Annotated in this window: 13 protein-coding genes; 10 read left to right on the top strand and 3 right to left on the bottom strand. The window is 67.9% G+C overall.

Going from position 1 to position 24,559, the window contains the following annotated elements:
• Positions 1–2 precede the first annotated feature (2 nt).
• Positions 3–374, bottom strand: coding sequence for a very short patch repair endonuclease (locus BLQ97_RS12435; protein ID WP_091366456.1), 372 nt, complete (start codon positions 372–374; stop codon positions 3–5).
• Between the two features lie 312 nt (positions 375–686).
• Between BLQ97_RS12435 and BLQ97_RS12440 the strand changes: the two genes are divergently transcribed.
• The 8 genes from BLQ97_RS12440 to BLQ97_RS12475 all read left to right on the top strand — a co-directional run bounded on the left by BLQ97_RS12440 (position 687) and on the right by BLQ97_RS12475 (position 20,565).
• Positions 687–1,742, top strand: coding sequence for a DNA cytosine methyltransferase (locus BLQ97_RS12440; protein WP_245692116.1), 1,056 nt, complete (start codon positions 687–689; stop codon positions 1,740–1,742).
• A 160-nt stretch (positions 1,743–1,902) separates the two neighbouring features.
• The gene (locus BLQ97_RS12445) at positions 1,903–2,211 is read left to right on the top strand and encodes a hypothetical protein (RefSeq protein WP_091366172.1); all 309 of its coding nucleotides are present in this window, start codon (positions 1,903–1,905) and stop codon (positions 2,209–2,211) included.
• A 395-nt stretch (positions 2,212–2,606) separates the two neighbouring features.
• The gene (locus tag BLQ97_RS12450; protein ID WP_091366457.1) at positions 2,607–7,829 is read left to right on the top strand and encodes a DEAD/DEAH box helicase; all 5,223 of its coding nucleotides are present in this window, start codon (positions 2,607–2,609) and stop codon (positions 7,827–7,829) included.
• Positions 7,826–10,696: a helicase-related protein gene (locus tag BLQ97_RS12455; protein WP_217637167.1), complete on the top strand. Its 2,871-nt coding sequence runs from the start codon at positions 7,826–7,828 to the stop codon at positions 10,694–10,696. The genes BLQ97_RS12450 and BLQ97_RS12455 overlap by 4 nt, the downstream gene beginning before the upstream one ends.
• Positions 10,693–14,661: an Eco57I restriction-modification methylase domain-containing protein gene (locus BLQ97_RS12460; RefSeq protein WP_091366173.1), complete on the top strand. Its 3,969-nt coding sequence runs from the start codon at positions 10,693–10,695 to the stop codon at positions 14,659–14,661. Before BLQ97_RS12455 ends, BLQ97_RS12460 begins: the two co-directional genes overlap by 4 nt.
• Complete coding sequence (locus BLQ97_RS12465) at positions 14,658–17,336, top strand: AAA family ATPase (RefSeq protein ID WP_217637168.1); 2,679 nt, start codon at positions 14,658–14,660, stop codon at positions 17,334–17,336. Before BLQ97_RS12460 ends, BLQ97_RS12465 begins: the two co-directional genes overlap by 4 nt.
• The gene (locus tag BLQ97_RS12470) at positions 17,333–18,625 is read left to right on the top strand and encodes an McrC family protein (RefSeq protein ID WP_091366174.1); all 1,293 of its coding nucleotides are present in this window, start codon (positions 17,333–17,335) and stop codon (positions 18,623–18,625) included. Before BLQ97_RS12465 ends, BLQ97_RS12470 begins: the two co-directional genes overlap by 4 nt.
• Positions 18,626–18,753: 128 nt before the next feature.
• Entirely contained in the window at positions 18,754–20,565 is a 1,812-nt protein-coding gene (locus tag BLQ97_RS12475) for a hypothetical protein (RefSeq protein WP_139173609.1), read from the top strand.
• Between the two features lie 19 nt (positions 20,566–20,584).
• On the opposite strand, the gene BLQ97_RS12480 is transcribed toward BLQ97_RS12475, so the two are convergent.
• Positions 20,585–21,337, bottom strand: coding sequence for a GP88 family protein (locus BLQ97_RS12480; protein ID WP_091366176.1), 753 nt, complete (start codon positions 21,335–21,337; stop codon positions 20,585–20,587).
• Between the two features lie 443 nt (positions 21,338–21,780).
• Here BLQ97_RS12480 and BLQ97_RS12485 point away from each other — a divergent pair, with 443 nt between their 5' ends.
• Together BLQ97_RS12485 and BLQ97_RS24425 are read left to right on the top strand one after the other, a co-directional pair.
• On the top strand, positions 21,781–22,098 hold the full coding sequence (locus BLQ97_RS12485) for a hypothetical protein (protein ID WP_091366177.1): 318 nt from the start codon (positions 21,781–21,783) through the stop codon (positions 22,096–22,098).
• A 203-nt stretch (positions 22,099–22,301) separates the two neighbouring features.
• Positions 22,302–22,550, top strand: a complete 249-nt coding sequence (locus BLQ97_RS24425; protein ID WP_425402617.1) for a hypothetical protein — start codon at positions 22,302–22,304, stop codon at positions 22,548–22,550.
• A 7-nt stretch (positions 22,551–22,557) separates the two neighbouring features.
• Here BLQ97_RS24425 and BLQ97_RS12495 read toward each other — a convergent pair whose 3' ends face one another.
• Complete coding sequence (locus tag BLQ97_RS12495; protein ID WP_139173611.1) at positions 22,558–24,504, bottom strand: reverse transcriptase family protein; 1,947 nt, start codon at positions 24,502–24,504, stop codon at positions 22,558–22,560.
• Between the last annotated feature and the right edge of the window lie 55 nt (positions 24,505–24,559).

Raw genomic sequence — 24,559 nt, forward strand, 5'->3', positions numbered from 1 at the left:
GGCTAGGTCCCGCGGACCACTCGCTCGATGACGTCGACGGCTGCGATCGGGTTCTCGTGCTCCCAGAAGCGGAGCACCGTCCACCCAAGCTCTCGGAGGTGCTCATCGGTCTGGCGGTCGCGTTGCTGATTTCGCTCGAGCTTCGCGACCCACCACTCGCGGTTCGCCGTGGGGGTCGTCGCATGGATCGGGCACGAATGCCAGAAGCACCCGTCGACGAAGACGGCGACGTGTCGGCCACCGAAGACCATGTCCGCCCGCCGGCGCGGCAGTCCTGGCAACGCCGCATCGACCCGATAGCGAAGGCCCCGACGGTGCGCCTCGCGCCGTATAGCCACCTCGGGGGCGGTGTCGCGCCGCCGGGCGCGACTCATCCGTGCCGCCACTTCTGGGCTCGATGCGGGGGGGCGAGCCGTCACCCGCTCAGCCTCCCCCACACACCCATCCTGCTTGGCGACATGCGCAGTTGCCCCGCCCACCCCACCCGACAACAGCTGTAGGGGCCCGGGAAGGAACTGTCGTTGGGCGCGCTTACGGTCGGTGGCAGCCCGCGCTCGATAGTGTCGCGGGGAAGGACACGCGTGCCACTGCGAGGGCACGCGCCAGCAAGAACGGCGGGTGTTACCTCAATGGGCGGAGCTGGTCGCGACCCTGATTCGACAGCGGGTGTGGCGACACCCCTGCGAGTGATCGACCTCTTCGCCGGTTGCGGGGGCCTGACCCAAGGCTTCAAGGAGACCGGGCACTTCGAGCCCGTGGCAGCGGTCGAACACGACCTCGCCGCGGCCGCGACGTATGCGGCCAACTTCGGCGAGGACCACGTCCACTGGGGCAAGATCGAGGACTGGGTAACCGGGGAACTGCCAGACGCAGACGTCGTCGTCGGCGGACCACCCTGCCAGGGCTTTTCAAGTCTGAACAAGCGCAGGATCGACGACCCCCGCAACGAGCTGTGGCGTCACTACGTGGAGACGCTGATCAAGGTCCAACCGAGGGCCTTCCTCATCGAGAACGTCGACCGGTTCGGCGCGAGCGACCAGTTTCAGATGCTCCGTCAGGAGACCGATTCCGGCGGCTTGCTCGAGGACTATCAGATTGACGCCCGCATCGTGCGGGCCACCGAGTTCGGCGCGGCCCAGCTCCGCCGACGCTTCATCGTGATTGGCACCCATCGCGAACTGTCGAAGATCGACGTGCCCACTGGGTCGGTACCCCAGGACGAATGGCGGACCGTGCGCCAGGCCCTCGAAGGGCTCGACGAAGTCGTACACCCGGACGACCAGCGGCTCCCGTCAATGACGACCGAGGCCTTCGGACGCGTGCTCCCAGGCGTCTTCAAGTCCCCTGACCTGCACTTGACTCGTAACTACCAGGACCTGTCCCTCAAGCGATTCCGGCACATCCCTCCAGGGGGAGACCGCCGCAACCTGCCCAACAAGCTGAAGGCCCCGTGCTGGATCGGGCACAACTCCGGCTCGTTCGATGTGATGGGGCGCATGCACTGGAACCGGCCCTCGGTGACCATCCGGACCGAGTTCTTCAAGCCCGAGAAGGGCCGCTACCTCCACCCCGAACAGCCTCGCGCCATCACTCATCACGAAGCCGCCCGGCTTCAGGGGTTCCCGGACGAATTTCTGTGGTGTGGCGGCAAGCTGGACATCGCCCGTCAGATCGGCAATGCCGTCCCGGTCGAGCTGGCACGCGGCCTGGCCCAGCACATTGCATCGGCGCTGGGCCGCTGAGGCGGCGCGGGGACAGCTGCTACATCGGGCTGTCGGAATGACGAACCGTAGCGCCAGCTGGTTGACCCTTTGAGGCTCATTGCTGCTCGGAATTGCTCGGAGCGGCGTTGATCGGCACTCGTGCTTCCTGTGCGCGGCTGCGCTGAGGCACACTCCCCCGGTGACGCTGGCGGAGGAGTTTCAACGGGCATGCCAGGCTGCTGTCGACGAGTCCCGAGAGCTGGGATATACGCCGACCGCGTGGATCAGCATGATGAACGGCCCTGGTGGGGCCGCCACTGCTGCCCGCCGCCTGCTGACGAACGGTGACGTCCAGACGGGCTTCCAGCGCCTGATCTCAATGGGTAGGCGAGATCTCACTGTGGAGCAAGCCGTGTTGGATGAGTACTGGGTCGACCTGTTCACCGACGCTCACCGAGAAGCGGCACGCTGGCGACTGGCTCAGGCAGACGGCGACGGGCCTGCCTGACCCAGCGATGACTCAGCCTCCTCGCGGCGGCCTGGACGTGTAGCGATCGGCGTTGGCGCCGACGAGGTGTCCCGGCGCTCCGCGAGCCCCTTGACCGCCAAGCCGGCTGTCCCCGGGAGCAGCGGACCTGAGTCTCCACGGCTGCAGCCAGTACAGTCCCTCCTTCTCGTGCTCTCCCACAAAGGCCAGCGCCGAGGCGAGCTTCTGCCAGCTGGAGGCAGGCCCCGCCCGCAGACCTGTTCCACGCAGCAAGAGTCGCGTGGCCAACTTGCTGACACGGCGGCCCCGCATTGGACCCACTCGTCACAGGGGTCCCGCGCGTGAGGTAGGTCGCTCGGTGTCACGGCGCGCGCACTCTAAGGTCAACCCAGAACCGGAACGGGGATGGGTTGGTTTTGGACGTTTTCAAGATCCACGAGCAGGTCATCGCCGACTACCGGGACTTCACGTCCGGGTTCGTCCAGGTCCGCGATCAGCGCATCTCCACGTTCGTGGAGGCGCAGTTCCGCGACGGCGTCCAGTGGCCCGACCCGTGGCTGAGCCTCAACCCGTCCTTCGCCTCGGGTGGTGCCATCCCAGACCTCGTGAGGGAAGGCCTACTCCACGAGGAGTGCGAGCGGATCTTCCGCCGCAAGAGCGGTCCCCAGGACGCCGGCCGCGACCCGATCGTGCTGCACCAGCACCAGCGCGAGGCGATCGAGGCGGCGCGAACCGGCAAGAGTTATGTCCTGACGACCGGCACCGGCTCGGGCAAGTCCCTGGCCTACATCATCCCGATCGTCGACGCCGTCCTCCGCGACCGGGACGCGAACGGCGGGAAGCGGCGACCGGGCGTCAAGGCGATCGTCGTCTACCCGATGAACGCGCTGGCCAACTCACAGGTCGGCGAGCTGGAGAAGTTCCTGAGCTTCGGCTACCCCGAGGGCGGCGAGCCGGTCACATTCGCCCGCTACACCGGGCAGGAGAGCCAGGACGAGCGACGCCGGATCCTCGCCGAGCCGCCGGACATCCTGCTCACCAACTACGTGATGCTCGAGCTGGTCCTCACCCGGCCGGAGGAGCGCAAGCACCTGGTGCGGGCCGCGCAGGGGCTCCGCTTCCTCGCCCTCGACGAGCTGCACACCTACCGCGGTCGCCAGGGCGCGGACGTCGCGATGCTCATCCGCCGCCTCCGCGATCAGTGCGCTACTGACGACCTCCAGATCGTCGGCACGAGCGCCACGATGGCCAGCGCCGGGACGACCGCCGAGCGCAACGCCGTCGTCGCCGACGTGGCCACCCGGCTGTTCGGCTCTGAAGTCACCCCGGAACGGGTCATCGGCGAGACCCTCACCCGGGCGACCACCGCGACCGCCCCAGCTGCGGAGCAGCTCCGGTCAGCCGTCGATGCGGCGCAGGGTCCCGAGCAGACACGTGGCCACGCCGAGTTCGCCGCCGACCCGTTGGCCGGCTGGATCGAGACGACCTTCGGTCTCGACCATGAGGCAGGGACGGGTCGACTCGTCCGCCGGGCCCCAACCACCCTCCCTGAAGCCGCCGGCACCCTCGCCGAGCTCACCGGACACACCAAGGAGGCCTGCCGGACGGCGCTGCGTCGGGTGCTCGAAGAGGGCTCCCGTGTCCGGCAGCCGGTCATCGACCGCCCGGTGTTCGCCTTCCGGCTCCACCAATTCCTGTCCAAGGGCGACACCGTGTACGTCTCCCTGGAGCCGGAGGACACCCGGCACATCACCGGCTCGTACCAGGTGACCGTTCCGGACCACCCCGACAAGGCCCTGCTCCCCCTCGGCTTCTGCCGCGAGTGCGGTCAGGAGTACTTGGTCGTCGCGAAGGCAAAGCAGGCCGGCCGAAGCTCGTTGGTGTCCCGCCGGGACGCCGACGCCAGCGGCGGCGACAACATCACCGGCTATCTGTACGTCTCCGCCGACCTGCCCTGGCCCAATGACCCGCTGGCCAGTGGCCGCCTGCCCGAGTCCTGGCTCGTCACCGATCCGGACACGGACCGCGTCGAGATCCTCGACAGCAAGAAGAAGTACCTGCCCGAGAAGGTCTACGTGTTGCCTGACGGCACGCTGGACAACGCCGGGCTCGGGCTGCCGGCCTGGTTCGTCTCCACGCCGTTCGCCTTCTGCATGCGCTGCGGCGTGTCCTACGAGCAGGTTCGCGGCCAGGACTTCGGCAAGCTCGCCACTCTCGACTCCGAGGGCCGATCTAGCGCCGTCACCCTCCTCAGCGCGTCCATCGTGCGGCACCTCCGCTCGGTGCCCCTCAAGGACCTCGACGCAGACGCTCGCAAGCTGCTGACGTTCGTGGACAACCGGCAGGACGCCAGCCTGCAGGCCGGCCACTTCAACGACTTCGTCCAGGTCAGCCAGTTGCGCGCAGCACTCCACGCAGCACTGGAGAAGGCCGGGGCGGAGGGACTGACGCACGACACGATCGCCGGCGCGGTGACCGATTCGCTCGGCCTGCAGACGGCGGACTTCTCCGCGAACCCGCACGCGAAGTTCAGCGCCAAGGCGGCCGCGGAACGAGCGCTGCGCGCAGTGGTCGAGTACCAGCTGTACGTGGACCTGCAGCGAGGCTGGCGGGTCACGATGCCGAACCTCGAGCAGACCGGATTGCTCCGGGTCGACTACCGCGACCTAATGGAGCTCGCGGAGGACGACGAGTCCTGGGCCGGTACCTACTTGCTGGAGCAGATCTCTGCGGCACAGCGGGAGGAACTGGGCCGGATCCTCCTCGATGAGCTGCGTCGAGTGCGTGCGATCGACGTCGACTGCCTGACCGAGGAGGGACTGGAGCGGCTGCGGAAGGAGTCTCGCCAGCAGCTCATCGATCCCTGGGCCATGTCCGAGGACGAGCGGTTGGTGGAAGTCGGGCATGCCGCTCCGCGCCCGTCCAAGCCGGGCGGCCCGCGTGGGCGACTGGCGCTGACCGGGCGGGGCGCTTTCGGCCGCTATCTCCGCACGGACGCAGCCGGGCTTCCTGGTGTGGTCAAGACGGACGACGCCAGCAAGGTCATCCTCGATCTGCTGCACGTCCTCGCCGAGGCAGGTCTGCTGATCAGGTCGGAAGGCCCGGACGGGTCGGAGTACCGGCTGCGCGCCGCGGCCCTTCGCTGGCTAGCCGGCGACGGGAAGGAAGGGGCCCCGGACCCGCTCCGGCGCCGGTTCAAGGGCGAGGCGACCGCACGGGTCAACCCGTTCTTCCGCGATCTCTACAGGGACCTGGCAGCCGGCTTCTCCGGGATGCACGCCAGCGAGCACACCGCTCAGGTGCCTCAGCAGATGCGTCTTGGTCGTGAGGACGCGTTCCGCAAGGGCGACCTCCCACTTCTGTACTGCTCCCCCACCATGGAGCTCGGCGTCGACATCTCCAGCCTGAACGCCGTTGGACTCCGCAACGTGCCGCCGACACCGGCGAACTACGCCCAGCGCTCCGGGCGTGCCGGCCGGAGCGGTCAACCCGCCCTCGTCCTCACCTACTGCTCGACCGGGAACGCGCACGACAGCTACTGGTTCCGCCGGTCCCGCGACATGGTGGCCGGCTCGGTCGTGGCTCCGCGGCTCGACCTCACCAACGAGGACCTGATCCGCTCGCACGTGCACGCCATGTGGCTGGCCGAGACCGATCAGTCGATGCACTCGTCCATCACTGACCTGCTCGAGGCCGACGGGGACACCCCGACCCTCCGGTTGCTGCCCAACCTCTGGCAGGCCCTGTCGGACTCGGACGTCACGCTGCGGGCGGAGCGCACCGCCCAGCGGGTGATGGCCGACCTGCGTCGGACGTGGCAGGCGACCGGTGGCGAACCGCCGTGGTGGAGCGACACGTGGGTGCACGACCAGGTCAAGCATGCCGCCCGGCTGCTGGACCAGTCGTTCGACCGCTGGCGGCAGCTCTTCCTCGCGGCACTGACCGAGTACCACGAGCAGCACAAGCTGGCGATCAACGTGAAGTCCAGCAGGCGCGATCGGCAGCAGGCCGAGCGCCGTCGCGCGGATGCGCGCAACCAGCTCATCCTGCTGCGCAACGAGGACCGGGAGGTCGGCGCCACCGACTTCTACTCGTACCGGTACCTGGCCAGCGAAGGATTCCTGCCCGGCTATTCGTTTCCCCGGCTGCCGCTCGCCGCGTACATCCCGGCCCGGCGCGGCGGAAAGGTCGACGGCGACTACATCCAGCGACCGCGCTTCCTCGCCATCAGCGAGTTCGGGCCCGGTGCGCTCATCTACCACGAGGGGGCGCGGTACGAGGTGACTCGTATCCAGCTCCCCCGCGACCCGGGCGAGACGAACAGCAGTGGTGCGGTGACCGAGACCGCCAAGCGGTGCGAGTACTGCGGCTACCACCACCCCGTCGTCGTCGGCACCGACACCTGCGAGCACTGCGGCGCGCAGCTGGGCGTCTCCCAGTACGGCTTGCTGCGCCTGCAGACCGTGTTCACCCGCCGGCGTGAGCGCATCAGCAGCGACGAGGAGGAACGACGCAGGTCCGGCTTCGACCTCGAGGTCTCCTTCCGCTTCCCCGACCGCGGCGGACGCGCAGGCTTCACCAAAGCCGAGGCGGTCGTCGACGGCCAGGCCGTGCTCGAGCTCGTGCACGCCGACGCGGCCGTGATGCGCATCGCCAGCGTCGGCCGCCGCCGCCGGAAGAACCCGAGCGACCGGGGCTTCTGGCTCGACCTGAGAGAAGGTAGGTGGCTGTCGGAGACCAAGGCCGCCGACAAGACGGTCGACACCGAGAGCCTTGACGCGGCGGAGGACGTCGCTGCGAAGGAGAAGGTCACCCCATACGTCGAGGACCGGCGCAACGTCCTCGTGCTCCGACTCACCGAACCCGCCTCGGAGACCGTCGCCGTGACCCTGCGCGCGGCACTCGAGCGGGCTGCGGAGGCGACCTTCCAGCTGGAGGACTCCGAACTCGACAGCGTGGAGCTGCCCGACGCCGAGGGCCGCGGACGGATGCTGCTGAACGAGTCCGCCGAGGGTGGCGCCGGCGTCCTGAGCCGGTTGCTCGAAGAACCCCGAAAGCTGGCGGACGTCGCACGCAAGGCGCTCGAGCTCATCCACTACGACCCCGACAGCGGCGCCGATCTCGGCAAGGCCCCTGGCGCCCGGGAGCGGTGCGAGAAGGGCTGTTACGACTGCCTGCTGTCGTACGGGAACCAGTACGACCACAGTGCAATCGACCGGCACCAGATCGTCCCGCAGCTTCGCGAGCTGCTAGAGGCCGAGGTGACGACCGGCGCCGGGGAGCGTGACCGGTCGGAGCAGCAGGAGTGGCTGTCGGCCCTGTCGGATTCCGGCCTGGAGCGCCGGTTCGTCGACTGGCTGCAGGAGAACGGCCATCGCCTCCCGGACGACGCGCAGCAGACGGTCAGCGCGGCCAACGCCCGTCCGGACTTCGTCTACAACGTTCCGGGCAGCCCCGTCGCGGTCTTCGTCGACGGTCCGCACCACGACGCCGAGGCGCAGCAGCTGCGCGACGAGCGGGCGACCGAACGGCTCGAGGACCTCGGCTGGACGGTCGTCCGGGTGCATCACAGCGACAACTGGGCGGCGCTCGTCGCCAAGCATGCGTGGATTTTTGGACCTGGAAGGACTGCACGTTGAGCATCACCGAGAAGACCGTCGACTTCGCCGTCGGCGGGCTGGTTCGCGCCCGCGGACGTGAGTGGGTGGTGCTTCCCGACACGACCCCGGAATTCCTGCTGCTCCAGCCACTGGGCGGCGGGCCGGACGACGTGGTGGGGGTCTTCCCCGACGAGGGCGTCGAGCCCGCGACCTTCCCCGTCCCCGCAGCCGACGACCTGGGCGACGCCGCCTCGACCGAGCTGCTCCGCACGGCGCTGCGAGTCGGCTTCCAGTCCTCGGCCGGGCCCTTCCGATCGTTGGCCGGGATCAGCGTCAGTCCGCGGAACTACCAGTACGTGCCCTTGATGATGGCCCTGCGTCAGGACACGGTCCGTCTGGTCATCGCGGACGACGTGGGCATCGGGAAGACCATCGAGGCCGGCCTGATCGCCGCCGAGCTTCTCGCCCAGGGCAGCGTCAAGCGCATGGCTGTGCTGTGCTCGCCGGCCTTGGCAGAGCAGTGGCAGCGCGAACTGCGGGAGAAGTTCGGAATCGATGCCGCCTTGGTCCTGACCAGCACGGTCAAGGGCCTGGAACGCGGGCTCATGCTCAACGAGTCGCTGTTTGACCGCTATCCGCACGTCATCGTCTCGACCGACTTCATCAAGTCCGACCGGCGCCGTCACGAGTTCGTGCTTCGTTGCCCTGAGTTGGTGATCGTGGACGAGGCGCACAACTCCGTCGCGGGCAGCGCCGCCGGCCAGCAGTCCCGCCACCAGCGGTATGAGCTGCTCAAGTCCCTGGCCGCCGACGAGAGCCGCCACCTCATCCTCACCACCGCGACGCCGCACTCTGGTGACGAGACGGCGTTCGCGAACCTGGTCGGTCTCTGCCACCCGGACCTGGCAGCGGTCGACCTCAGCAGCTCGGCCGGGAGGACGTTGCTGGCGCGACACTTCGTTCAGCGTCGGCGCGCCGACATCCGTCACTACCTGGACGAGGACACGCCCTTCCCCCGGGACAGGGAGACGAGGGACGTCCCTTACACGCTGAGCCCCGCGTACAAGGACCTCTTCGAGGACGTCCTGACCTACGCGCGCGAGCAGGTCCGCGACAGCGTCTCGGGGGCGCGTAGCCGCGTCCGGTGGTGGTCGGCGCTGGCGCTCCTGCGTGCCATGGCGTCCAGCCCTCGGGCGGCCGTCGCCACGCTGGGCACGCGGGCATCGAACGCGGATGTCACGAACGCGGCGGAGGTCGATGCCCTGGGGCGCGCGGGCGTGCTCGACAGCGCCGATGACGAGACGCTGGAAGGGCTCGACATGACGCCCGGCGCGCTCGTGCACCAGCCGGAGGAGCTCGAGGCCACGAGCGGTGAAGCGGAGCGCAGGCGACTCTCCGCCTTTGCGCGTCGGGCGGCGGAGCTCGAGGGTGTCGACCAGGATCGCAAGCTGGCCATGGTCATCGGCCAGGTCAAGCAGCTGCTCGCCGACGGCTTCGCGCCGATCGTCTTCTGCCGCTTCATCCACACCGCCGAGTACATCGGCGAGCACCTCGCCACCGCCCTGAGCGGCAAGCGCGGTGCCGACGTCAACGTCGGCGTCGTCACCGGCCTGCTGCCGCCCGCGGAGCGAGCGCGCCGAGTGCAAGAACTGGTCGACATGCCGGGCCGACACGTCCTGGTGGCGACCGACTGCCTCTCCGAGGGCGTCAACCTGCAGGAGGCCTTCTCCGCCGTCCTCCACTACGACCTGGCCTGGAACCCCACTCGGCACGAGCAGCGCGAAGGCCGCGTCGACCGCTTCGGCCAGCGCAAGGACGTCGTCCGCGCACTGACGCTCTACGGCGAGGACAACGGCATCGACGAGATCGTCCTCGAGGTGCTGATCCGCAAGCACCGCGCGATCGCCAAGGCCACCGGCGTGGCCGTTCCCGTTCCCGGCAACGGCGACGGTCTGATCGACGCGCTGGCCGAGGGACTGCTCCTGCGCAACCGCCACGCCGAGCAGCTGACGATCGACCTCGACCTGGATCAGCGCACCATCGACTTCGATGCTGCCTGGCAGTCCGCGGCCGAAAAGGAGAAGGCGTCCCGCACCCGTTTCGCGCAGCACACGATCAAGCCGGACGAGGTCGTCACGGAGGTCACCGAGATCCGTGAGGCTCTCGGCGCGCACGGGGACCTCGAGCAGTTCCTGGTCCACACCTTGCGAGCCCTTGGCTCCACGGTCACTCAGGTCGACGACGGCTTCACTGCGGTCCTCGGCACCCTGCCGCTCGGGCTGCGGCACAGCCTGCCCGTCGGAGTGCATGACCCGCTGCTGTTCCGCGCGGAGCCGCCCGCTGGTCGCGGGGAGGCGGTGATCGCCCGTACCGACCCCACGGTGCAAGCCATCGGCCGCTACGTCCTGGAGAGCGCCCTCGACCGCGCGGTGCCCGAGCGCGACCGCCCGGCCCGGCGGGCCGGAGTCATGCGGTCCGATGCGGTGCAGACCCGCACGACCTTGCTGCTGGTCCGCTTCCGCTTCCAGCTCGCGCTTCCGACGCCGGACGGCGTGCACTCGCAGGTCGCCGAGGACGCCCGAGTCCTGGCCTTCGAAGGGGCACCAGGAAGCGCGGTCTGGCTCTCCGACGAGCGAGCCGAGGTGCTCCTGAGCGCGAACCCGTCCGGCAACGTTCCCGCCGATGCGGCGCGACTCGCCGCGGAGCGAGTACTCGATGGGCTGCCGGAACTCACCCCGTACCTGGAGCACGTCGCCGACGAGCACGCCGACCGGCTGCTCGGCGCCCACCGCCGAGCCCGCCTCGGAGCCGGCGCCGTGCGCCGCGGGCTGTCAGTGACCGCCCAACGCCCCGTCGACGTACTGAGCCTGCAGGTGCTCCTGCCGGCTGTTGGGAGCAACGCATGACCGGCTCGTTCGTCTCCGTGCGTGTGGGCGGAGGTCTCCTTCCCTCGGACGTGTTGTCGGCGGTGCTGGGCGGCAGCCTCGATGGGCTGCGCTCCACCGACTACCACCTGGCCGGGGAGAACCCGCGGGAAGCTTCCGCCCGGGTGTGGACGCACCTGCTGGGCGTGTACCGCCGGTTTCGCGACGACCTGGCTCGGCTGCCCGAAGGGGATCCCGCAGTCGGATTGACCCGGGAGCGGTGGCTGACAGCGGTGCTCAGCGAGCTCGGCTATGGGCGGGTGCCGGTGACCGGCGCCGGCGGGCTGACCGCCGGGGACAAGCAGTACCCGGTCAGCCACCTGTGGGGTTCGACCCCGATCCATCTCCTGGGTTGGGGTGTGCCGCTGGACAAGAGGACGCCGGGTGTGCCGGGTGCGGCACAGCGGGCTCCGCACGCGATGGTCCAGGAGCTGCTCAACCGCACCGACGACTACCTGTGGGCGATCGTGTCCAATGGGCGGGCGCTCCGTCTGCTGCGGGACTCGACAACGCTTACCGGGCAGGCGTATGTCGAGTTCGACCTGGAGGCGATGTTCGACGGCGAGCTGTTCGCCGAGTTCGCCCTGCTCTACCTGCTGGCCCATCAGTCCCGCGTTGAGGTGCCAGCCGACGGGGTGCTGTCGGACTGCTGGCTGGAGCGCTGGCGGACGACGGCGATCAGCCAGGGCGTGCGCGCCCTGAATCTGCTCCGCGACGGGGTGCAGGATGCCCTGGAGACGCTGGGCACCGGCTTTCTGCAGCATCCGGCCAACGCCCGACTGCGGGAGGACCTCGCCGGCGGAGCGATTCGGCTGGAGGATCTGCACGCCGCTCTGCTGCGCACCGTGTACCGGCTGCTGTTCTGGGCCGTCGCCGAAGATCGCGACGCGCTCCACGCACCGGACACGCCCCGCGACGTTCGCGACCGCTATGCCCAGCACTTCTCCTCGGGTCGGCTGCGCCGGCTCGCCGTCCGTCGGCAGGGCAGCGCCCACGACGACTTGTGGCAGTCCGTCGACCTGGTGCTCACCGCCCTGGGACGGCAGGACGGCGAACCCCGCCTCGGCCTGCCCGGCCTCGGCGGGCTGTTCACCACCACCCACGCCGATGTCCTGGCCGGCGCCCGACTGGGCAACCAGCCGCTACTGAAGGTGATCCGCTCGCTGTCCGTCGTGCAGCCCAAGGGCCAGCCCCGCCAGCTGGTCGACTTCCGCCACCTCGGCGCGGAGGAACTCGGGTCGATCTACGAGTCCCTGCTCGAGCTGGTTCCCCGCCATGACCCCACCCGGCAGGTCTTCACCCTCGAGACCCTCGCCGGCAACGACCGCAAGACCACCGGCAGCTACTACACCCCCAGCGACCTGGTCGACCTCGTCCTGGACACCGCCCTTGACCCGGTCCTCGACGACGCCGAGAAGCAGCCGAACCGCGAGCAGGCCCTGCTCGCCGTCACCGTCTGCGACCCCGCGATCGGCAGCGGCCACTTCATGGTCGCCGCCGCTCGGCGCATCGCCAACCGGCTGGCCATGGTCCGCACCGAAGAGGTCGACCCCAGCCCAGCAGACCTCCAGCAGGCCATGCACGACGTCGTGGCCCGCTGCATCTACGGCGTCGACCTCAACCCCATGGCCGCCGACCTCGCCAAGGTCAGCCTGTGGCTGGAAGCCATGACCCCCGGTCAGCCGCTGTCCTTCCTCGACCACCACATCAAGGTCGGCAACGCCCTCCTCGGCACCACACCGAAACTCCTCCACGCCGGCATCCCCGACGCCGCCTACACCGCCCTCGCCGGGGACGACAAGAAGACCGTCACCGCCTGGAAGAAGCGCAACAGCATGCTGCGCAACAACCAGCTCGACATGCTGCTGGACGCCGGGATTCCCGTCGGTAACGAGGGTCTCCGGATCGTCGCTGAGCAGGTGGCAGAGCGAGCGACGACCGGGCAGACCTTGGCGGACGTCGCCTGGGCTGCCCAGCGCTACGCGGCCGGACAGTCATCCGAAGCCGCCATTCGAGCCCGCCGCACCGCCGATGCCTGGTGCGCCGCCTTCCTCGGCCACAAGACCGCCGACGATCAGCCGATCACGCACGCCACCCTGGAAGAACTCAGTCGCGGCACTGCGCCGCAGCACGTCATCGACACCGTCGATTCGATTGCCGCCCAGCACCGACTCTTCCACTGGCACCTCGAATTTCCCGACATCTTCAGCGTGCCCGGCGACGAGCCCGCCAACACAGTTATGGGCTGGACGGGTGGGTTCAGCGCCATGCTCGGAAACCCACCCTGGGAACGCATCAAGGTTCAAGAACAAGAATTTTTTGCATCCCGCGATGCCGACATTGCCGCGATCAAGAATGCCGCGGCCCGCAAGAGGGCTATTGTAGCTCTGACCACCTCACATCCCGAACTCCTCGACGAATTCAACGCGGCCAAGCGCCAGGCGGAAGCTACCAGCCACTTCCTTCATACTTCCGGCCGCTATCCCCTCTGCGGCGTCGGGGACGTCAACACCTACAGCGTCTTCGCCGAACACTTCCGCGCCAGCATTGCACCCAGAGGGCGGAGTGGAGTAATCACGCCTACAGGCCTAGCCACCGATGCAACTACAGCCGCCTTCTTCGCAGACACCCTCGCAGCCTCGCGCCTTGTCGCCTTTTACGACTTCGAGAACAGCGCTCCGTTGTTTGACGGCGTACACCGCAGTTTCCGTTTTGCGGTTTCCTCAATGACCGGAGGCGAACCGGCGCACGAAGTGAAACTCGCCTTTTTTCAAAAGTCTGTTCCTGGCGTATCGTCCTCGACCTTCCCGCTAGAGGCAGACGAGATCCTCCTCCTAAATCCCAACACGGGCACTTTGCCGGTCTTTAGGACCCGGATTGACGCTGAGATCACACTCGCGTGCTATCGCCGGCACCCAGCGCTCCTCCGAGATGGAGTTCCCGATGGGAACCCCTGGAGTCTTCGCTTCGGAACGCTGTTTCACATGACCAACGACTCAGACGTCTTCGTTTCCGCCCAGGAGCTTGAGTCTCGGGGAGCCATATCGGATGGATGGGCCTGGGTCGACGGGTACCGTCGCTGGCTACCCCTCTATGAAGCCAAGATGCTCTTCCATTGGAACCACCGATTTTCCACCTACGCCGGAGTGTCAAACGACAGCGTCAGTGTGGTGCTGCCGCGCCTCGACGAGGATGAACTCGACAATCCAGCGATTGAACCCCACGCCCGGTATTGGGTGGACGAGAAGCTCGTAGTGAATGCTATCCCTGACAGGTGGGACCGTGATTGGCTCCTAGGATGGCGCGACATTACGAACGGAGGCAATGAGCGCACGTTCGTGCCGAGCATCCTTCCCAAGACTGCGGTCGGGAACTCCTTTCTCCTGGCCATGCCGGAGGCCCCGGAAGCCGCACCCATGCTGCAAGCCGTGTTCTCGAGCCTAATCTTCGACTTCATTGGCCGTCAGAAGCTAAGTGGCAGCCACATGAACTACTTCACAGCCAAGCAGCTTGCATGTCCGGCTCCGCACACTTTCGAGGCGACTCGGGAATGGCTTGGTGCCACCCTGCGGGAGTTCCTTACGCCACGAGTTCTGGAGCTCACGTACAATTCACTGAGAATTGGGCCCTATGCCCGGGACATTGTAGGCACCGATCCAGGTGCGCCATTCCGTTGGAACCCGAACCGTCGTGAGCAGCTTCGTGCCGAGATCGACGCCGCAATCTTGCGCGTTTATGGACTCGACCGGGCCGCCGCAGAGCACGTTCTAGACTCGTTTACGGTGCTGCGGAAGTACGAGGAGCGCGATCACGGCGAGTTCCGCACCAAGCGCCTGGTACTTGAGGCCTACGACGCGATGACCGAGGCCGCCCGCACCGGCGTGCCGTTCGTCAGCCCCCTCGACCCGCCCCCCGGGCAAGGCCCACGCCACAAGGAGCGCATGTGACAGCGGAAGCTCTCGAGCCGCCGGTGCTTTTCGAGTCTGGACAACCGGTTCAGGACTCCGGATGGGTGCTGCGCTGCCGCACGCGGCTGCGCGCCGCGCTGGAGGTCTTGGCTGAGCAGGGCGAGCCGCTGAAGTACACCGAGCTTCAGGACCTAACTGCGCAACGGGTCCCGCTCAACGCCTACGACGCGTCCGTGACCAAGAGCGGTTCGGTACGTGCGTGGACCAACTTCGGCTGGAACCTGACCACGACCTACGAACACGCTGGCTGGTTGCACGCCACGTCGGATGGCGGCTTCCGCCTGACCCGTGAAGGCCGCGCGGCGCTTACGAGGTACCAGGACCCCCTGGAGCTGTATGACCTAGCCGGCAAGGCATACGACGACTGGGATGCGGCGCGCAGCGAGGCCCTGCCCGAATTGCTGCTCTCCCCCGCTGCCGACGTCCTCCACGGGGGTTCGGGGACCGCGCATGCGCTGCGAGCCGTGGAGCCGGTGCTCGAAGCATGGCGGACCGGTGGGTCAGCCTTCCTCGCCGACGTATCCGTCTGGAATCCGGCCACCACGACGGGGCTGTTGGAGTACCTCGAGTCGGCGCCACAGCCCACGCCGGCCACCCTCCCCGGATTGGTCGGGCTTGCGCCCCGGACGTTGGCTGCGGAAGCTCTCGTTCTGTTGGTCGGCCCACTCAGCGACATGATCGGCAGCACCAAGCGCAGCCGGGTCCGCAATCCGCTCATCCCCGTCCAGGATCCGCCCGGCCTGCCGATCCAGCTGTCCGCAGACCTCGAGCACGGGTTCGTCCACGGCGGGAAGGCCTTGATCGCCAGTCCCGTGGCGATGCTGACTTCGTGCGTTCGTATCCTGGACCACTGGTGGCAACAGCCCCAGGAGTCCCGTGACGCGGCGTGGTCCGATCCATGGGCGTTCCGCGATCTCGTCAACGGAGTGCCAGGCGCCGACGATCGGGTTGCCTCGCTGCTGTGCCTGCTCACGCATCCTGGGTCGTTCACCACGCTCCTGCGTCGGGCCGACCGCGAAAAGGTCGTCGACGTCTTCGGCACTCACCTCGACACCCCTAGCGGCGACCTCGAGCGCGACCTGAAGACCATCACGCTGCAGCTTCAGGCAGAGCAGGGCGGCAAACCCGTCCGATTCGACACCGCGCCGTTGCTCCAACAGTGGACCCAAGACGTGGAGGGCGGCCGAGCCTGGCTGGTCCGGGGGGAACTCGACCAGCAGAACCGGGTGCCGGCCTGGGTAAGCCAGGGCCGGGTGACGCTGACGGTCGGTCGGCTGACTCACCTCCCGGCGGAGCCCACCCAGGACGCGGTGAGCACCCTGGTGGACCAGCGGTACTCCGACTGGCAGGTAGTCAAGCGCGAGGCCAAGAAGCGCGACGTCCTGGCCTTCGTGCTCGGAATGCAGCCTGGTGACCTGGTGGCGACCGTCGACGGCGAGCAACTCCGCCTGGGACGCCTGGAGGACGGTCCTGCGTCCTTGCAGGGGATCGGCGGCTCGATGCTCCTCACGCGACCGGTCGCGTGGAGCGCCGACTCGACCCCGTCCGTCAAGGGCCTCCCCGGATCTGTCCGCACCCGAATGCGATTCAAGGGCGAAGACGTCCTCGACCTCACCGAGATCAACGCCGCCCTTGAAGCGCTGGCCGAGGTGGATGAAGCACTGACGGGCGAAGTCGACCTCGAGGACACGGATCTCCCGATCGATTTGGAAGTGGTGGTACCGGAGAGCCAGCCGACCGTGCCTGCGGTTCTCGAGTGCGACGTCGACGCGCTGGCGAAGTCTCTGCACCATGCCGATGGCAGTTGGCTGACGGAGCTGCTGATCAGCCTCAACGAGCGCAAGCAGGTCGTGCTGGAAGGCCCCCCAGGTACCGGAAAGACGTTCTTGGTCCAGCGTCTGCTGGAGGCATGCGGTGTCGTCGAGGGCCAGTCCGCATTGGTGCAGTTCCACCCCACCTACTCCTACGAGGACTTCGTCGAGGGGTTCCGCCCTGTGCCGACTACCGACGGGTCCGGAGCAGCGCTCAGCGTGCAGCCGGGACCCCTCAAGCGGATCGCCGACGAGGCCAGCAAGGCGCCGAACAAGCCGTTCGTGCTGGTGATCGACGAGATCAACCGGGCGAACATCGCCAAGGTGTTCGGAGAGCTCTACTTTCTCCTCGAGTACCGCCAGCAGGAGATCGAGCTGCTGTACAGCGCCGGCGAACGCTTCAGCCTCCCGGACAACCTGTTCATCATCGGCACGATGAACACGGCCGACCGCTCCATCGCGCTGCTGGACGCCGCGATGCGGCGGCGGTTCGTCTTCCTGTCGATGGACACGTCCGAGCCCGCACTCGGCGGAGTGCTCCGACGCTGGTGCGAGGCCAAGGAGCAGCCGACGGCCGTCGCCGATCTCCTGGACCGCCTCAACAAGCGGATGGTGGAGCGGGGACTCGACCCGTCGCTGGCCTTCGGACCGTCGTACTTCATGCGACCCAACGCCGGGGATCCCGCCGCGCTCGACCGCCTCTGGCGACGAGAGCTTCTGCCGATGCTGAGGGAGCATCACTACGACGCCCAGGATCAGTTGGGGAGCTGGTATCCGTTCGCCAAGTGGATGACCGAGCTGGGCCTCGCCGCCGCGCCACAGCCTGAGGGCGCCGAGGGTTGAGCCGGGAAGCGCTGCAGCACCTGTCCGAGGGGCAGGTGCTGACCGGGGTCGACCTCACCCGCGCCGAGGCGGTGGCACTGAGCGGCACGAAGCTGGTCACCGCGACGCCCGAGGGGGACGGTTGGAAGGTCGCGGCCGGCCAGTGGGTGGGGGCGGTTCGCTGCGGTGACCTCAAGGTGCGGGTGGCACCCAAGGTAGGCGCCGTCAAGGTCCTCCAGCTGCTGGCGCGAGCGCACGGCGTCCGCAACCTGCACGTGGATGCCGACCAGCTGGGCCTGGCCGACGATGCGGACCTGAGCACGGTGCTGGCGGTCCTGTTCGAGCGGGAGGCGCAGACGGCGCTGGCGCAGCGTCCGCAGCGCGGCTACCGGACAGAGGACCAGTCGCTGCCCGTCGTCCGGGGACGGATCCGGCTCGTCGATCAGGCGCTCCGCCGCTTCGGCGTTGTGACGCCGATCGAGGTGACCGTCGACGAGTGGACGCTCGACACGGACGAGAACCGACGCCTCCGCGCCGCGACGCGGGTGCTGCTCACCTTGCCCGGGATCCCCAAGGCGACGCGTAGCGGGCTCCGCCGAGTCGACCGCATGCTTGCGGAGGTGACCCTCCTTCCTCGGGGGGCGCGGCTGCCGCCGTGGATTTCCACCCGGCTCAACAGGCACCTCCACCGGCTGCTGTACCTGGCCGACCTGGCGCTCGGCGGCGGGAGCGTTGAGCACCGCGTAGGTGACGTCGTCGCTCACGGCTTCGCCCTGAACATGGCCTGGGTCTTCGAGGCCCTGGTCGCGCAGGTCCTCGAGGAGGAGTGCCTGCGATCAGGTCCTGGTCGCCTGCTGTCTCAACAGACCTATGCCCTGGACGAGGGCGAGCGCATCACGATCAAGCCGGACCTGGTGGTTTCTGCCGGCTCGGAGGTCCTGGCGGTCGCCGACACCAAGTACAAGCTGCTCGACGACGACGGTTCCTTTCCCAACGCCGACTCCTACCAGCTGATCACGTACGCCCTCCGGCTCGGGCTTTCGGCAGGCCACCTCCTGTATGCGGGTAAGCCCTTGTCCCATCCGGGAGTTCACGCAATTCGTGGGTCGGACATATCCCTGCACATTCACGCCGTCGACCTCACCCAGGCGTTGCCCGACATCGAAAGGCAAGTACACGAAATCCATAGGCGCCTCGTCGTGGCCTGCGGTCCGTCGGCGCCGTCAACGGGGGCGTCGGGCACACCCGAGGACCTATTGCAGCCAGCCGGGCAGTTACTTTCCCCTTCAGCGTTCGCCGCCCCGAAGTAGGGGGTGCGCGACACCTCGACTCAAGTTCACGGGTCGCGCGACCGAATGTGCCTCTAGCGCCGACCTTCCCCAGGCCTGGCCACGCATTAGTGGGGAACTTGATGCTCTGGGTTGTCGGGACAGTTCTGGTGTTGGCGATTATCGGCGTGTTGACCGTCGTCGGTCCGCGGATCACACGTCGGTCGGAGATCGGCGAGGTGGTCCGGGGACGCTTCGCGGCGATGGCAACGACCGCCCTTCGACCGGCACCTGAACTCCTGGATGGAGTGTCGACCTTTCGGGCCTCGATGGACCTTGGGGCGGATGACCCGCGGGCAAGTGCTCGAGGCTCAGCCTCGCACCGACGGGCCACCGCCGGCCGGTCGGCCCTAGGCGACGCGGTTGTGCCAGGTGCGATCGCCGCTGGGGTTGGCGCCGCCGAGTGGCTGACTCCCAACCAGAGCGTCCTGGACGCCATGCAGGCGCTGACCCACGACCAGGTGTCGAACAGCCTCGACCTGTGGAGCGGCGTTCATGACAACGGCTATCACCTGTGGAGCGCTAGCTCGCTCATCAAATGGCGTGGGCACGTAGGCGAACAGCAGGTCATGGAACAGCTCTCCCCCTGGCTCGGTGACCGGATCCAACTGGAGCCGCTGAGCAACAATCCCGGTTCTGACCTGTCCATCGACGGACGCGACTTCAACGTCAAGGTGACGGAGGATTTCCAGAACGTCGGTCCATCTCACTTCGCCGAGAACCCCGACATCCCCATCATCCTCAACTCCGATGCGGCCAACATCCCGCAGGACGCCCTGCATGTCGATCTCTCCGAACCCTTCGACGTCGCCATGCTCGACGGTCACCATGTCATCGTCGCGGAAGGATTCACGCTCTCCGGAGCCGAAGACGCGTTGACCGACGCCTTCGGTCCGGTGGTCGGCGGCATCCACGATGCGGGTGACCTCGGCGACGCAGCGAGTGCTGCGGTGCATGACGCCGCCTTCCCCGTCCTTGGGTCGGCCATCAGGGTCGTGCGGAGCGGCATCCGGGAAGGTGCGCTGCTCAAACACCACGGCGACACAGGTCGCCTGGTCAAGAATGTCGGAACGGACGTCGCGGTGACGGGCGGCGGTGTTGCCGTCGGCGCCACAATCGGTCACATCGTCGGAGGCGGTATCGACGTTCTCAGCGGTGGGATGACCCTGGGAGCCGGCACGTGGCTCGGCGGCATTGCCGGGTCGGCACTCGGCGGCTTCCTCGGCTCTCAGGCGAGCCGCAGTCTCCGAATGGTCCCGTTGAAAGACGCCCGGGCTGACGTCGGGATCAAGCTCGAGGCCTACTCGAGCAAGATCACGGAAGTCGAGGACCGCACCAACCGCACCTGGCACGAAGACGTCCTGCCTACCGCACAGCGACGGGCCGAAGTCGCAACCGCAAGTCTGCGGGGGACAGCTCAGGCCTCTATGTCTGCGGCGAGCACGGATCTCCACGCGGCCGCGACGCTGGACCGCGGGAGCCGGAAAGCGCTGCTGGACCGAGCGCGTAAGCGGGTCGACGCAACGAGCGCGCAGGAGGACTCGGCTCTGGCCCGCCGACGCGCTCGCGCCTGGTCGTTAGCCGCTGATACGGCATGGGAGACCGCAGACGTCTTCGACGTCGTGCTCGCGTCCCCCGGAGGCGAACGCGTCACTCGGGAATGGCTTGAGGACGCCGCCGCTCGTCAGGAGCTCGTGCTCGCCGCTGCGGCCGAAACTGCACGGTTGATCGGGGAGGCTGCCATCCGAACGCGGGCAACACTGGCCTCGTCCCTCGCGGACACGCGGGCCGAGCTGTTCGCGGAAGGCAAGCGACAGCTGGACAAGCCGCTCCGTGATCTGGAGCAGGCGAACGCCAAGGTGCGCCACGAACTCGTCGCCACAGGCCTCGTGAAGCCGGAGGACGTCGTCGTCGACAACTGATTCCCTCCGGGGTCAGGAGCTACTTCTTCGCTATCGCGAAGACGACATCCCCTCGGCCACTCGGGCAGATGCCGCACCGTATGCAGGCGGAGCCTTTCTCGGTGATCAGCGGAAGGCGCCGCCCGTTCTCCGGACACGGATAGCGCTTGCCCGGCAAGGCCGCCAGGTCCGCGCGCCCGTCGGCGAACGTCTCCGCGAGGTAGGCCCATCGAGCCCATGGGTGGCGCCGTCGAGCCTCCATGGCCGCCGGCAGATTGTCTGGGTCAACCGACAGGTAGACCGTGAGGTTGGGCAAGTCCGTCAGCGCGGGGAGGACATCGAGGGCCGAAGGGTCGAAGCTCCGGGTGTAGACCCAGAACCGGACGTCGGGACTGGCGCGGATCACGTCGGCCCACGCCTCCGCGTACTCCAGCGAGAAGAAGTCGCCGTCCCAGTGGATGCGGAAATGGCGCGGCACGGTGCTGCCGCGGCGCTCGGCTCGGTCGCAGTCGGCGCGGAAGCCGTCGATCATGTTGGCCAGCAGGGCCCCCATGGCCGCTCGGTCGAGCCCCGCGAGTGCCTGCATGTTGGTGGTCAGAACGTCGAGCACGCCCTTGTAGAGCTTCTCGAGCTTGCCCGCGTAGCAAACACGCTCACACGTGGCAGTGGCGCCAGGACAGGAATGCTGACGTCCAGCGGGGAGACCGAAGCTGTTTGCAATCCTCGCCGTCTTGCCGTTCGCCGACACCAGATTGGTGACCTTGCGATCTGCCGAGCGACGTAGCGCGCGCACGTCGCCCTGGGCGCACGGCGCGGTGGAGCTGACCGCTCTACCTGGCCTGGCGCCCGCACCAGCACCAGCACCAGCACCAGCCGGCGGACTCATGGCCCGGCCGCTAGCTATGCAGCCGGTTCGCTATCTCGTTTGCTCGGCGGAACCCGTAGGCGGCCATACCGGCGCGAGGGATGCAGCCGGCCGGTCGCCGGATCAGCCCGACGTGCCGCCAGGTGCTCACTGACTATCGCGGTCCCCGTGTCGATCGTGGTGCCATCCATGGCCGCCTCCTCGACAAGCGAGGTCAACGGTCCGGGACTGCTCCGCACGGTCAACAGGGGACGACGTCGGACGCGCCGTCACAGCACGTCCGCGACCCGACGCACTCTCGCGCTCACTCGTTGGGATCGAGTCGTGCGTCGTTTACTGGCAGACGCGCGTTCTCGCGCGACAGTGACCATGTGCTGAGCAAGGACTCGCTTCTGCGCGTGGGCGCGACGAAGCACATCGCCATGCGGCGTGAGGCCATGGCCAACAGCCTCAAGGAGTTGTTGGCGGCCGCACCCCATCAGGACAAGCGGCAGCTGCTCTCGGCGCTTGGCCAGCGTGGCTTCACTGGAGTGACCACCACTGACGTCAAGAGCGTCCTGTACGAGCGCCGCAGCTGCTTCGCCTCCGATGGCGGAACGCCACCCCTATGGCGACTGGCCGCCTCGCTTGCAAAGACGTCGACAACTGCTCAACCCGCGACCGGGGCCTTCGAGACCCTCCACAGCTAATCTGTCCATGCCAGAGTAGCGGCGAAGGTCCAGCTCGTAGTTCAAGGCCGAAGCAGTGCAGATGGTGCTCGTGACCGGCGAGCCCACGGCCCAGGTCGCTCGCGACCTGGATCAACGAGGGCACGGGCTCGCAGACAGGGGCGTCACGGTCCGCTCGCTGGAGCAGGGCCAGCACAAGCAGGGACGCGCCTGTCGTCATGACCATGCATCGCGCCAAGGGCAGCGAGTTCTCCCGCGTACTCGTCTTTTGGGTCGACGAGGGTCTGGTACCGGCCGAGTGCCTGCTCAAGGATTTGCCCGAAGCCGAACGGGCCGACGCTGTGAAGCGGAGGCGGTCTCTGCTTCACATGGCGGCTACCCGAGATCGGGATGAGTTCAGGATGACCACGGGAGGGCGGCCGAGCCCGTTCCTGAATGGCTCCGGCACCAGGTGCTTCCCAGGTGCTGCGTGAACATCTCCTATGGCTGCCGGCTGAGGAGCATCTCGAGAAGACGCGAGGCACAGCTGACCATGAGGTCCAGCCGCAGGTCATCGGGCAACTCAGTGCCCTCGCCCAGATGGCCGAGCAGGTAGTCGTCCGTCGTCAATGTCGGGTCGAGTCGGCTGAGCACGAGGTACGTCGTCGCCTCCGCTTCGACCTCGTCTCTCCTGCGCGTGCCTCCACGGCGGTCCAGCCATGGGAGTTCCGGGTGTTTACCGAGGTGGCCACAGGAGAGGTGGGCCAACTCGTGCACGAGTGTGGCTAGCCGGTCCGGCACGGGCAGGTTGCGGTTGACCTCCACCTCGAAGCGCAACGGGCGGACGTCCTCGCCTTTGCCCCGCGGTCCAGGACGCCGGACGAGTTGGTCAGTCATCTGCGTGCGGTATGTGCGCCCGCAGGCACTGGCTGCATGGTCGACGAGGGTGACGCGCACGCCCCACCGCACGCTGTTGTCCAGGAGAGTGGACCACGCCGTCTCGAGCGCCTGGACAGGGATTGCCGTCCGGATCGACACCGGATCGGTGACGCCGTGCGGGAGCGGGGGAGCCTCGCGCAGCGGCTCAGTGTCGCCGACGTCGTAGGTCACCATGTACGGGCCGCGAGGTTGGAAGATCATGATGCGCTGGGCACCCGGTTTCGGCACCCGCCGGTATTCACGCCGCCAACGGGCCTCGGTGAGCACGAAGGTGGAGCCGGGCCGCTGCAGGCGTACGACCATTGCGTTGAAAGGCGCATACCGGTGAAAGCCGCCAATGAAGCGCATCAAGTCCGCAAACTCGGCGCTGGACCGGTACTCCGATCCGTGGCGCAGCAGGGCGGCGATGGACTCGCGAGCTTCCCCGGTGTCTAAGTCGCTCGGTAGTTCCGTGCTTGTGGGATCGCCGAGGAGCTCGACGTCGCCGACCTCGAGCGCGCGTGACCAGGCGTCCGTCAGCAAGCGACCCTTGGCCGGTTCCACGAAACGAACCCAGGACAGCAACCCGTCGACAGCGTTCCGGGCTGCTTCGGGGGTCTCGAAACCCATGTGCGCCGCGTGTGCTCTCAGGCCGGCGATCCGCACCCCGCGGACGTGACACTCAAGACGCCGATAGGTCTCCCTAGGTACGCGTGGAGCTGAGCCGTCTACAAGCAGGCCCAAGACCAGGCGTCGGCTGCCAGGGCGCGAGACGCGTGTCTTGGCGTCGTTGAGATGTAGGCCAACTTTCGTCGCGAGCACGGTTCGGACGTCGGTGACCAGCTGGGCGATGATTCGGCGGGGCACGAGCGCGCGCGACGACCAGATGAGGTCGTCGGCGTAGCGGGTGTAGCGCAGGCCCAAGCGGTCGGCGAGCCCGGACAGCTCGACATCCACCTCGTACATCACGAGGTTGCTGAGGGCGCCGCTGGTCGGCGCCCCCTGTGGCAGGAAGCCCTCCCGCTGGTCCTGGTACGGGTAGGCGCGAGCGACCAGCGGGTCCGTCGATCTCTGCCCGAGGCGCCGGGCGCCCGTACCCCTGTTGATCCACGATTCGCTATCCGGGGGCGTTGTCGTGCACAGGAGCGTCAGCTCGTAGGCCTGCACGGCGGAGAGGGGCCCGCCGATGGCCGGACGCCGACGGAGGGACGCGTAGACGTGCCTCTCGCGGATGTTGTCGAAGAAACCAGCGACATCGAGCCGGACGACGGTGTGCGCGCGGCAGTGCACCTGCGCGCACTCGACCACGGAGCGTCGGGGGCGGTAGGCGTAGGCAGCCGGGTGGACGGCGTGGTGCGCCAGGACTTCATCGAGCACACGTCGCTGCAGTCGCATGAGGTCGGGCGCCGGGGTCAGGAGCGTGCGGCTGCCCCCGCCCGGCTTGCGGTGCTGGAGTACCGAGTAGGGCCACGTGCTGCGATTCAGCAGGGCGGTGAGCCGGTCTCCGTCGAGACCGCTGTCGGCCGCCATGCCCCGCACAAGGGGTGTAGGCAGCGGGGGACGACGACCTCCACCTTGCCCTGGC

It is taken from the genome of Geodermatophilus telluris (genome assembly GCF_900102745.1).
Lineage (GTDB): Bacteria > Actinomycetota > Actinomycetes > Mycobacteriales > Geodermatophilaceae > Geodermatophilus > Geodermatophilus telluris.

Coding starts and splice junctions, on each gene's coding strand:
- BLQ97_RS12435 (WP_091366456.1), bottom strand. CDS start 374: ATGAGTCGCGCCCGGCGGCGCGACACCGCCCCCGAGGTGGCTATACGG.
- BLQ97_RS12460 (WP_091366173.1), top strand. CDS start 10,693: ATGACCGGCTCGTTCGTCTCCGTGCGTGTGGGCGGAGGTCTCCTTCCC.
- BLQ97_RS24425 (WP_425402617.1), top strand. CDS start 22,302: ATGCATCGCGCCAAGGGCAGCGAGTTCTCCCGCGTACTCGTCTTTTGG.
- BLQ97_RS12495 (WP_139173611.1), bottom strand. CDS start 24,504: ATGGCGGCCGACAGCGGTCTCGACGGAGACCGGCTCACCGCCCTGCTG.